This is a genomic window from Novosphingobium sp. 9, assembly GCF_025340265.1.
In the GTDB taxonomy this organism is placed as follows: domain Bacteria; phylum Pseudomonadota; class Alphaproteobacteria; order Sphingomonadales; family Sphingomonadaceae; genus Novosphingobium.
Genome location: NZ_CP022707.1, coordinates 2,470,065 through 2,482,302 on the forward strand (window position 1 = coordinate 2,470,065; position 12,238 = coordinate 2,482,302).

The following is a 12,238-nucleotide window of genomic DNA, read 5'->3' on the forward strand; positions in this document are numbered from 1 at the left end:
CGATCTGAGGAATGAGGGGGCGCGCCATTGTCTTCACGGGCAATGGCGCGCCCCTTTTTTCATGCATACTTCAGACCGATGGCGTCAGACGCAACTGCACGTTTTATATCTTCAACATGCCTGAAGGGCCTCTCCCCCTTGCCCCCGGCCGCTGAATCGCTAGAGGGAGGATAAACATACGCGGCTTCGGCCCAACGCAAGATAATGGGGATTTGTTCATGGCGACCTTCAGCCTCCCGGCCAACAGCAAGATTCGCAAGAAGGGCAACGTCCACAAGGCCGAAGGCGCGACGCGCGTGAAGAAGTTCACCGTCTATCGCTATGACCCCGCCTCCGGCGAGAATCCGCGCTATGACTCCTTTGAGATCGACCTCGACAATTGCGGGCCGATGGTCCTCGACGCAATCATCAAGATCAAGAGCGAGATGGACCCGTCGCTGACGTTCCGTCGTTCGTGCCGTGAAGGTATCTGCGGTTCGTGCGCCATGAACATGAACGGCGCCAACGGCCTCGCCTGCACCACGGCCATCGAAGACCTCAAGGGCGATATCCGTATCACCCCGCTGCCGCACATGGACGTGATCAAGGACCTCGTTCCCGACTTCACGCATTTCTATGCGCAGTATGCCTCGATCCGTCCCTGGCTGCAGACGGTTTCAACCACGCCTTCGGGCAAGGAGCGCTTGCAGAGCCCCGAGCAGCGCGAAAAGCTGGATGGCCTCTACGAGTGCATCCTGTGCGCCTGCTGCTCCACGTCGTGCCCCAGCTACTGGTGGAACTCTGACAAGTTCCTGGGCCCGGCTATCCTGCTTCAGGCCTATCGCTGGCTGGCCGACAGCCGCGATGAGATGACCGGTGAGCGCCTTGACGAGCTGGAAGATCCGTTCCGCCTTTATCGCTGCCACACGATCATGAACTGCGCGAATGTGTGCCCCAAGGGCCTTTCGCCCGCGCGCGCCATCGCCGAGATCAAGAAGATGCAGGCAGAACGACAGGTCTGACGCCTGGTCTGCGGACCGATTGCCTTGCACAATAGCGATCACACTTCAGTCCAGCCGGCGTCCGACGCTTGGCTGGACTGGCCTATTGAGACATCTCGATTTGGGGTTCATGCTTTGGGCGTGCTCCAACTGCGCCACGATAGCCATGAACAGATACGCCTGAGAATACCTGCCACCGCGCCTCATCTCGGCAACTCTCACGGCAACATTCATGGTGGCGCCATTCTCACCCTCATCGATATGGGCATTTTCGCCGCAGCACGTTCGCTACTTGAAGAACGTGCCGAGGGCGCAGTCACTCTGGACCTTCACAACCAGTTTGTCGGCACGGGCCGCCTGGGAGAGCCTCTCGATGTCGTCAGCGAGGTCGTCCGAGAAACAGGGCGCCTGATCTTTCTTCGCGGCAGCGTGGAACAAGGCGAACACCTTGTGTCCAGCTTCCTGGCAACTCTACGTAAGTCTCCACGCCCATGACTGGAATGTACGAAAGATACGAAACACTGGTCGCAACCGGGGAACTTCGGGTCGACTCGGAACAAGCTGCTGCGGCAGAGCGACTGGATCGCCTTCAGAGCGAACTCTACCGCGCGAAGCCTGGTGGCGGCGCCTTCTTTGGCAAGCTGCTTGGCCGCAAGCCCCCTCGCCTCGCGGGGTATACATGTGGGGTGGGGTGGGCCGCGGCAAATCGATGCTGATGGATCTTTTCCATGACACGCTCGACATTCCGGAAAAGCGTCGTGTTCACTTCCATGCATTCATGCTGGAAGTTCACGAACGGCTTCGAGAGGAAAGGAAGAACGAGTCCGGAGATCCGATCCCCCCCGTTGCCGCTGCAATCGCTCGCAACCTGCGCTGCCTTGCGTTCGACGAAATGGTGGTAAACAATTCTGCCGACGCCATGATCATGAGCCGCCTGTTCACGCAGTTGATCGCCCATGAAGGCGTGACGATTGTCACCACATCCAACCGCGCGCCCTCACAGCTCTATAAAGACGGGTTGAACCGCGAACATTTCCTGCCTTTTATCAAGCTGATCGAGACCGAGCTTGACGTTCTGACACTCAATGGTCCAACGGACTACAGGCTCCAGCGCTTGGGAGGTATGGCCACATGGCACATGCCGCTCGGCGAGCCGGCGACGGAACAGACGCGCGAAGCCTTTTATCGCCTTACCGACTATCCTCCCGAAGATGCCGAGCACGTACCTTCAGCGGAGCTCGATGTCGGCGGCGGCCGTATGCTCCACGTTCCCAAGAGCCTGAAAGGCGTTGGCGTATTCAGCTTCAAGCGCTTGTGCGGAGAGCCTCGCGGTGCGTCTGACTATCTGGCGATCGCGCGAGCCTACCACACCGTCATTCTTGTCGGCATCCCGCAAATGGGCCCGGATCGCAGGAACGAGGCCGCCCGGTTCGTGACGCTGATCGATGCACTTTACGAGCATCACGTAAAGCTCATCACAGCCGCCGATGCTGCACCTGAAGATCTTTACCAGGCAGGCACGGGACGATTTGAATTCGACAGGACGATCAGCCGCCTGAACGAGATGCAGAGCGCCGATTACCTCTCAAAAGGCCACGGCGACGAGTAAAATACTGACAAACGCCCCGAATCGGTCAGACTGCAAATCAACAAAAGACTTGTTTTGCAGGGACCCAAAGCCAACAAAATAGCCACTCAAAGAGCTATATTCGCTTCAGGCGAATGTATTCTCCACGCATAAGTTCCATTATTCACATAATAGAAATACAAAAACGCGCGCTCGGTATAGTACCAGGCGCGCGTTTTATATTCGTATTTACCATACGATCGACTCTCGTTCGTCATAACGAACGATGACGATTAGCGGCCGAGGCCACCCCACATCCAAGTGTACATATCATTTTCCCATGTGAACCGCCGCGTTTCCCCGCGGCTGTGCACATGGATAACAATGAGTTAACGATCTCTCAAGAAAATATTAACCAGTCCGACGCGCGCCTTCCTGGCCGATCTGCGTCTGAAAATCCCGGAATGGGACAGGACGTCCTATGTGGTAGCCCTGCACAAGGTCACAACCCCGTGCGCGAAGCATCTCCAGCACCACTGCCGTTTCCACCCCTTCCGCAACCACAGTGCGGTCAAGCGAGTGCGCCATCTCGATGATCGACTGCACAAGCAGCAGGTCTTCCTTGCTGGTCTCCATTGCGGAAACGAAAACCTTGTCGATCTTGACTTCGCTCGCCGGCAGATAGCGCAAGTAATCAATCGTCGCGTTTCCGGTGCCGAAGTCATCGATAGAGAGTCTCAGCCCCATCTGAACAAGGCGCTGCAACATCTGGAACGTCTTTGACGTGCGATCGAGGCGATCTGTCTCCGTAATTTCAAGAACGAGCCTGTCTGGAGACAGGTCATGCGCCTCCAGTGCCTGACCGATCATGTTCGGCAAACCGGGATTACGCAGCAGCTGCGCCGAGATATTCACGGCTATGGCCATGTCATGGCCCTCTACCTCAAGCGCCTTTGCACACCGCACTGCGTCATCGAGCACGAAGCGCGTTATGCGCTCGATCCGATGGAATTCCTCAGCGATACGAATGAATTTGTCCGGGCCGATCGGGCCGCGCACGGGATGAGTCCAGCGGACAAGCGCCTCTGCACCACATACCCGATTTGAGCGAAGGTCAAACTTCGGCTGATAGGCGACCCAGACCTCACCGTTATCTATCGCGCGATCAAGCGAGGTGAGCAATGAGATCTCCCATTGCGACTCCTGCTTCTCTCCCTGGCTGTGGTAAACCAACTCATCATTGCGCACGGCCTCTTCTGCGGCCTGCATGGCGCCTGCAACCCGGCTCGACAACAGGCGATCAAATTCGGAGTCGATCCCACAGTTGAACGAGAGATCTACATCAAGACCTCCGACACGGATCCCGTTCTGGACAATGCGATGAAGCCCTTCCAGATTTTCCGAAATATCGAAAGCCTGACTGATGGACGACAGCCACATGAACATGCCGCCCTCGTGATATATCTCAGCCTCGCTGTCACTGATCCGGATGCGACGAACGATTTCATCAGCGAGTTGCGCTTCGACTTTCTCCGAGAAGCTGCCAATGATCGCCCCGTAATTGCGAATTTTGAGCGCCACCAGGATGTGCCCCGAGCGAGCGGCTGAATTACGCAGCGCATGAACACTGGGCAGGCCCGAGCCAAGGTTTGTCTCACCAGCAACCTCGACCCGGTCAAGGTTTCGCATCCGGAACACCGCCACACTAGCGCAGGCGAGCGCCGGAAATACAGCAACCTCTATACGGATGAAATCCAATACAAACGGCGCGGCGATTAGAACAACCGTCAACCCGCTGAAGCGATACACATCCAGCACTTGGCCTCGCTTCAGGCCCGTAACCAATATTGCCAGTACGATTAAAAATGGTGGCAGCCATCCGAGATTAACAGGAAGGCCGCGCTCGAGCGTCTCAGCGGCAATAGCGTGGAAATAGCCCCCAGCAACAAACCCCTGCCCAGCAAGAGGATGTAGATCGTTGTAATTTATTGCCCCAGGCGCAATAATTACATCTTTTCCATTCACAACAGAACCAGAAAAAACACCTTTTTCAACATCTATATAGCTCAAAGCCGGAATTGTCTTGTGATCTATAGAGTAATCCGGCCTAAATACATCACCAGTACCACCGTGAACGCCAGCAATTTTTGCTGCCAGCGCAGGAATGTTACCTACCGGGCTATTCGAGGAATAGGGCAAACTCATCCCAAGGTTAAAGGGATGATGGGCAGCCAACAGTGAAACCATTTCTGCGCGATCCCGAAAGGGCTTAGCAGGGAGCATAGCAGCATAATTGCCGCCCGTTCCATCGCTGCTGGGCATCGCACCAAGGTAAACCTTACCGCTATGCCGCTGCAGAGAGTCGATGAAAACTTTGTTGGCTGCAGTCGAGTCATAGTACGAGAGCGCGCGGTCAAAAAATACGCGCCGTGCGCCCGCCTTGAACAAGTTGTCCAGGACCTTGGCATCATCGGCACGAGACACGTCCATCGCATCCAGTTTCTGCAACGTGCGGCTATCCTGAAGCACCATCACGATGTCACCCTTTGACGGATGAAGCCTCAGATAATTACGTGCATTGATCAGGATGTCTTCGACCGGCAGCCCGATTCCAGTCAGGCCGCAAAGAACCCCTGTGAGCGTCGCCCACATAAGAATACGGGTACGGGCATTGCGCCAGAAGCCGCGGATGAATTGGCGTAGTGAAGAAATCACCGGCCACCTCCGCAGGTGCACTCAGCCTCTCGCGCGAACAGCACCGATCCCGCCTTGAAAACGGCAACCGGATTTTGTTCAAAACAGGAATTCCAAACGATCATGTCGGCCCTTGCGATAACGCTAGACAGGCTCGACTTACGGCAAAGTTCCTAAGAATCGGTGTAGTTAACGCGCTGGCGAGCATTTCCCCTTGCGAGGACGCCCAGTGTCGCGATCAGATCGCGAATAGCCGGCTCAGCGATTTTTCCAACATAAGCAACTGCCACAGTTGACGAGAATGATCGAAATGCCCGGAAATATGAGCCTCCGCCATGGCGCGAAGGTGAGACATCTCGAACCAGCCGGTCCGGACCAGAGCCGCGTTATCGCTCAATCCGCGTACAACCGAGGCCAGCGGTCCGCGAAACCACTGAGCAATAGGCGTCACGAAGCCCTGCTTGGGGCGCATCAGAACGTGATTCGGCAGATCGTTACGCATGGCATGCTTCATCAACCATTTGCCCTGCCCCCGACGGACCCGCAGAGATTCCGGTAGCACCGCTGCGAATTCAAGCAGTCGATGATCCAGCAACGGCTCGCGTGCTTCCAGACTAACGGCCATGCTAGTCCGATCCACTTTCGTGAGAATGTCACCGGGGAGCCAGAATTTCAGATCCGCATACTGCGCTCGGTCAAGCGCCGAGCGCGCAGGCGCAGCACGCATTGTCTGCATGAGTGCGTGTTCCGCACGGTATTCGCCGCGCAATGCTTTGAACGCCGGACTGAGCAGCGCATCACGCCCGTCCATCGTGCTCACCGCCAGTGCGCGGGCATAAGCATCGTCCGAGTCAGCGGCCAAGGCCAGCAACGTCGTCTTCGCACGCAGGGCCCTGGGCGCCCAGTCTGCCTTCGGGTAAAGGGCTCCAAGCGAACCAAAGACCGGTCGCCGAAGCGCACCCGGCAGCCATGAACGCACCCGCTCCTCGGCGTGGTGAAAGACATGACGCCGGTACCCTGCCAAGGCTTCGTCCGCCCCATCGCCCGACAATGCCACCGTCACCGTCTCACGCGCCAGTTGACACACTCGCCAGGTCGGCAGCGCAGATGCATCTGCAAAGGGCTCATCGAACATGCCCGCCAGAGCATCGATCGCACCGAAATCATCGGGAGATACCTTGCGGGCGTGATGATCGGTTGAGAACAGCCGCGCGATTTCCGCTGCATAGCCGCTCTCGTCGAGAGATCTGACATCGAAGCCGATCGAGCAGGTCTTTACGGGCTGCCCGCTCATTTCAGACATCAGCGCGACTACGCTTGAACTATCCACGCCGCCCGACAAAAACGCACCAAGCGGGACATCGGCCACCATGCGAGACGCAACCGCCTGACGCATCAATTCGCGCAGTTCTTCGGCAAGATCGTCGGGCTTGCCTTTCCGGCGCCCCGCGAAGGAAATGTCCCACCATTCTCGCTGTGCCGGCATCGGCTTATCGTGTTCCAGAAGAACATAATGGCCGGCGGCAAGCTTGACGACGTCCTTCACGATACAGCGGCCATCGGGCACATAGCCCCAGGTGAGATAATCCTCCACCGCCAGTGGATCCACCTCACGACGCAGCGAAGGGTGTGCCAGCAAACCCTTGAGCTCCGAGGCGAAGGCGAGGCTGCCATCGCTCAATTGAGCCATGTAAAGCGGCTTAACGCCCAGTCGATCACGCGCAAGAAACAAGGAACGATTCTGAAGGTCATAGATCGCAAAGGCGAACATGCCATGCAGTCGCGACAGGCAGTCCGCTCCCCAACGCTGCCAGGCCGCGAGAATGACCTCGCTATCGCCATCCGTATGGAACACGGCGCCCAGATCACGCAGTTCTGCACGCAATTCCCGGTAATTGTAGATTTCGCCGTTGAAGACCAGCATCGCTCGACCGTCGGCTGACGCCATCGGCTGGGGCGAGCCAGCGACATCGATGATCGACAGGCGCCGATGGCCAAGCCCAACACCGGGGCCGTCCAGATGCCTTGTCCGTCCGGGCCTCGATGTGCAAGTGCATCGCACATGAGTTCGATCCTTGCCGGATCGACCGGCTTCGGCGTTCCCAAATGATAGATGCCCGCAATGCCACACATATCGAACGCCCTATCGCAGGCCTGCAATCCGGTCGACCCAAAGGTCGAGCGGACCGGCGGATCGCGCAAATGCCGTAATGGCCGCATTGCCGTCGCGCCCGCGCGACTGCTCGGCAGAAAGGATAAGCAGAGATGTCGGCCTGTCGCGCAGCAAAAGATGGTCTGCGATCACTTCGATCTTGAGGCGAAGATTGCTGCCCGTCATCAACGAGCCAGTACGATACCACGTCTGCGCAACACGCTGCACGCGCCCATCGCCAAGCAGTTGTTCTCCCTTTCCGCCATCCAGGCCCGCTACATCGTCCTGCCATGCCCAGGGACTGGACGGCATCAACGCTCCTTGCCCGAAGCCCCCCGCCTCGCGCCCTTCCCCCTGGCTGTCATAGACCGCGATAAAGACATCCACCTGCTGCCCGGCAGCGTTGGCATACCGCCCCAGCAAACGATGCTCTGCGCCTTCGGCCTGCGGCGACCACCATATCTGCGGCGCATAATTCACACGTTGCCAGCCGGGCACTGCGGGAAGATCGATCCGGGCAGGCAACGGTGCCCTGACCTGATCCGCACCAAACGCCCAAGCCTGATAACCAACGACGACGAGAACAAGGGCGAACAGAGCCTTCCACGTTGTCGCCTCGAACCGGCGCAATCGCCCAATCAGAGGACTGTCAGCGATCTCTGAAACAGAGATCATCCCTGCATCGGGATGGCGATCGAAAAAGCGCCAGGCGCACAGGATTACGACCGCCAGAACGATCGCGAAGAAGAACCAGCCGTAAATGATGTGATCTATGCCCGCAGCGACCTTGATGCCGAAGATCTGCGCGGCATAAACCGTGCCCCAGGCCCTCACCCCATTGGCCAGCACGGGCACGATGATGCAGGCAAGGATCATCGCTGCCCGTCGTCGCCAACTGACAAAGCAAACGTTCGCAGCGAGTACGCCAAACGCGAACATCGCGATCAGGAACTTTACCCCTGAGCAGGCCTCGGCAACCTCGAACAAACCGGCCGGCGTATCGATGAACACGCCCTCGATAACGGCGGGAACACCGCTCAGATGCGTGAGTGCGACCGTGATCTTGGCCGTGATCGTCTGGAGCGGGCCAACGAGTTCATCGCCTGCCGGAACCAGAAAGACCATGTAGCACAGCGGGAACCACAGGCCCGCCGTAACCTGAGGACCGAGCAGCAGAGGCACACTGCCCATCAGCAGGCCAACCGCGCCAGCCTGCCGTGCGATATCCAGGCCCGACATCGCGCCCAGCAGCCAGAGAAACCCTGCCAACAGCAGCGGCACCAGCCCCGGCCACCACGCCCGCGGTTGTAGATGGATGAGCTGGCCACTACGCTGCCAGACCAGCCAGCCCAGGATCACCGGCACCAGCAACACGTGGTTATAAGTGGAAATATCCCACCATTGCCGCACCATGGCCAGCCAGTCGGGCCAGAACACGGCAATCAACCCCAGCCATACCAGCCCGATACGCTGAATGGCTGCACGCCAATCCGGTTGCGCGGGCGCATCACTGGAAAGATCGGAGCGAACACGCATCACAATATCAGGCGACGCCATCGAGCGCTCCGCAAGAGAAATTTCCGTCATCCTGACGCCCAGTCACACCAAGGCAGGCCGGGAGTATCGCAAGTGCTGCCTCCCACCCCGCATGGGTAGCGATCCAGCGCCGGGCGGCAAGCGCCATTTCTGTACGCGATGCGCTATTTTCCCAGAGACTTACCACCGCATCTGCCATGGCCTGATCACTGTCCCGAATGCAGAACGCATGATCGTCCGGCGCGTCTATACCTGTCGCCGCACCGGACGTGAGCACGACGGGAAGCCCCATCGCCATGGCCTCCAGCACCTTGTTCTGCACACCCCGCGCGATCTCGAGTGGAACCAGCGCAAGATCCGCCCCGCGAAGCCAGGGACGCATATCGGGCACGCGCCCCCATACATGCACGCCCTCGTGCCCGTGCAGGGCGCGCAGCGCCGCAGGCGGCTCCCGCCCCACGATATGAAGTGTCGCATCCGGAAGTTTGCGACGCACCAGCGGCAGAACACGCCCAGCCGCACGCATCGCCGCTGCGATATTGGGTGCGTAGTCCATCTGACCAGTGAAGATGATCCTGGGACCGCCGGCAGAACGCATCTGTACCTCAGGCGCGCAGGCGTCAGGCGAGAACAACAGGTTGTCGATGCCGTTACCCATTGTCAGCACCCGCGAGTGCAGGCTTCCTCCGGGTAGCCGCGAACGAAAGAGGGCAGCCTCAGCATCACTGATCAGCAGGCTAACGTCCGCTCGGCTGGCCAGTCTGGCCTCCTCGGCCCTGAGCAGTCGACCTTCGCGCCGATCGATCCATGCGCGCAAGCTTCGGCGATTTTCTCCATAAGCGTCGAACTTGGCGGAATCGACATCGACGAAATCCATCACCACGCGGCCTGAAAAGTCGTCGGGTACATATTGCCCCATCTGACTCGAAAAAACGTAAATCGCCGCTATCGGGCGCGTATCGAGAACCTGGCGAATGTATGTCCGCAAGCGGGCGTGATCGAAAGCCGTGAGGCTGACCGGCCGGCCGCTCGCAAGTGCCGTAACCCCGGCAACCGGTAACGGCAGCACCCTTGGGACAAGGCAATAGCTTTGGGCGAGCAGGCCAAGCGCCTGTTCCGAAGCGCGATCCTCCGGATCATCGGCAAACGTCCCGACATGGACCGGCGCCAGCGCGGCCAGCGCATGCAAGACATGGTGCGAGCGGATCTTGTCCCCGCGGTCCGGCGGAAACGGAATGCGGTGCGACAGGAAAAGGATTTCGCCGCTCTCGGCGAAGCGCGCGGGCGCCATCGTCTCAGCCGCCATCGTCTTAGCCGATGCCCCGTGCGATCAGCGGACCGAGCAGGTTGGCCACCGGTAGCGGCAGCTTCTGCCAGACACGGATCTGCATCGCCAGCTTGGCGCTGGTGGGATCGGCCTCGCGCACCTTGCCGCCCGGCGCCGTCCAGCTGGCATAGGTCAGCAGTTCCGGTTCGAAGCCCCAGTTGCGCTTGAAGTGCCACGCTCCGCTGTCCGCCTTGGAACGGCCGAAGTCGAAATGCGTGCAGCCTCGCGCGCGGGCATGGTTCATCAGCGCATAGTACATCCGGTCATTTGCCCGCAGCGCGCGAGCGCCATGCGTGCCGCCGCCCCAGTACGGCATGACGGCGCCGCCATGGTACACGCTCAGCACGCCTGCCACCGGCGCGCCCTGATACCACACCGTCAGGATATCGGCATCCTCGCCGAAGCCATCGAGCACGCTGTCTAGCAGCCTGCGCGGGAACACCGGCGTGCCGAGATTGCGGTAGCTCTCCGCAAAGACGCGGTAGTGCGCCGCGCGATCCCGTTCCGATCTGCCGACTTCCACCGCCAGATCGTTGCCCAGCGCCTTGCGCACTTCGGCACGCTGCTTGCGCGGGATCGCCTTGAGTTGCGCCTCGTCATCCGCTTCGAGCACGCGCGCGAAATTGCCGTGGGCACCGTGCTTGAAAGACCAGCCCTCGCCGCCCTCTTCCGGCAGACTTCCACCGCGCAGTTCGATCGTGGGGCACTTGTAGCGTCCGGCCAGACGCTGCGCCTCGGCAAACATCAGCGCGGGATCGGCGAGCCCATCAATGGCGAGAAGTCCCCCGCCGACCGCAAAGCCGCTGGAGGCGAGTACATTGCCGAAGATGGGCGAGCGGATGGCGTTGAGCGGCAATAGGGCGACAATCTCGCCCTGACGCTCCTGCACCAGCGCATCGGCACGATTGCCGGTCGCCTGTGCCACCGAAACGAACCATGCGGGACGATGGAAGGGCGTGCTGTGCGGATGCGCCAGCACGAAGCGGTCTATCCGCGCGCGCTCAGCCGCATCGCCAAGGTCGGCAAGGCGCACAACCGTTCCGCTGGATGGAAACGACGCGTTCATGCCGCCTGCGCGAAGACAGAGGCCCGCTGCCGTTCGCGTTCGGCAAGTTCGTCCATCCGCCCCCAGGCGAAGTCCTTCAGCAGACGGCGCAACTTGCCCGCCATCGCGTCGAGATTGGTGTAATGGCGCAGCTTGGACCGCAGAGGCGCTTCGGCCACGCGCGGCTGGCCGGGATCGACTTCCCACGGGTGGAAATAGAACACCGCCGGGCGCACGCCATCAGCGGCATTCCCCGCATTGACCTGCCGGATCGCCCAGCGCGAAAAACCATAGGGCAGCACGCGAAAGAAACCGCCGCCGCCTGCCGCCAGTCGCCGCTGCCCCAGCAACGCAGTGGTGACCGGGATCTCGACCAGATCGCTGCCCGTGATCGGCTGGAATGCAAAGCGCGGCGCCTCGCGCCAGCCATAGTGATCGTGCACCACCGGCGCGACGCTGGAGCTATAGGCATAGCCCTGCTCGGCCAGAACCTCGAACGCCCAGGGCGTGCGTGCGTCGATGGAGAAGCTCGGCGCGCGATAGCCGCGCACCGCCATGCCGGAGCTATCCTCCAGCACCTTGCGCGCCCGCTCGATATCGCTTGCGAAAGCTTCGGCGCCAAGACGGAACACGCGGTCGTGCGACCAGCCGTGGCTGGCGATCTCGTGCCCCTGTTCGGCGATCCGCCGCATCATCTGCGGATGGCGCTGCGCCACCCAGCCCAGCGTGAAGAACGTGCCCTTCACGCCCGCCTCGTCGAACAGCGCCAGCACCGCATCGCAATTGCGCTCGACACGATCTTCCAGCGACGGCCAGTTGTCCTTGTCGATCACCTTCTCGAAGGCGCCGACCTGAAACCAGTCCTCGACGTCGACCGAAAGCCCGTTCACCGGCCGGTTCGGCTGCATGGCTGCAAACTCCCTCGAAAGCCTAACGG

7 protein-coding genes and 2 pseudogenes are annotated in these 12,238 nt (G+C 60.0%); 3 read left to right on the forward strand and 6 right to left on the reverse strand.

The features are described 5' to 3' along the window. Positions 1-218 precede the first annotated feature (218 nt). From CI805_RS12115 to zapE, 3 genes and pseudogenes are all read left to right on the forward strand, one after another. A complete protein-coding gene (locus tag CI805_RS12115; protein ID WP_260923638.1) occupies positions 219-1,001 on the forward strand; it encodes a succinate dehydrogenase iron-sulfur subunit in 783 nt (260 codons plus the stop codon). A 120-nt stretch (positions 1,002-1,121) separates the two neighbouring features. Continuing rightward, positions 1,122-1,475, forward strand: a complete 354-nt coding sequence (locus CI805_RS12120) for a PaaI family thioesterase (RefSeq protein ID WP_260923639.1) — start codon at positions 1,122-1,124, stop codon at positions 1,473-1,475. Then, positions 1,472-2,589: pseudogene (gene zapE, locus CI805_RS12125) on the forward strand (cell division protein ZapE). The gene CI805_RS12120 and the pseudogene zapE overlap by 4 nt, the downstream one beginning before the upstream one ends. A gap of 369 nt (positions 2,590-2,958) precedes the next feature. Here zapE and CI805_RS12130 read toward each other — a convergent pair. The 6 genes and pseudogenes from CI805_RS12130 to CI805_RS12155 form a co-directional block, all read right to left on the reverse strand. Then, positions 2,959-5,262: an EAL domain-containing protein gene (locus CI805_RS12130; RefSeq protein ID WP_260923640.1), complete on the reverse strand. Its 2,304-nt coding sequence runs from the start codon at positions 5,260-5,262 to the stop codon at positions 2,959-2,961. A gap of 217 nt (positions 5,263-5,479) precedes the next feature. Further along, a pseudogene (locus tag CI805_RS12135) lies at positions 5,480-7,374 on the reverse strand (XrtA/PEP-CTERM system amidotransferase). A gap of 10 nt (positions 7,375-7,384) precedes the next feature. Further along, on the reverse strand, positions 7,385-8,950 hold the full coding sequence (xrtA, locus tag CI805_RS12140) for an exosortase A (protein ID WP_313958496.1): 1,566 nt from the start codon (positions 8,948-8,950) through the stop codon (positions 7,385-7,387). Beyond that, positions 8,937-10,220, reverse strand: a complete 1,284-nt coding sequence (locus CI805_RS12145; RefSeq protein ID WP_260923641.1) for a TIGR03087 family PEP-CTERM/XrtA system glycosyltransferase — start codon at positions 10,218-10,220, stop codon at positions 8,937-8,939. The genes xrtA and CI805_RS12145 overlap by 14 nt, the downstream gene beginning before the upstream one ends. 19 nt (positions 10,221-10,239) lie before the next feature. Next, entirely contained in the window at positions 10,240-11,322 is a 1,083-nt protein-coding gene (locus tag CI805_RS12150; RefSeq protein ID WP_260923642.1) for a FemAB family XrtA/PEP-CTERM system-associated protein, read from the reverse strand. Beyond that, a complete protein-coding gene (locus CI805_RS12155) occupies positions 11,319-12,209 on the reverse strand; it encodes an XrtA system polysaccharide deacetylase (protein WP_260923643.1) in 891 nt (296 codons plus the stop codon). The genes CI805_RS12150 and CI805_RS12155 overlap by 4 nt, the downstream gene beginning before the upstream one ends. Positions 12,210-12,238: the final 29 nt, after the last annotated feature.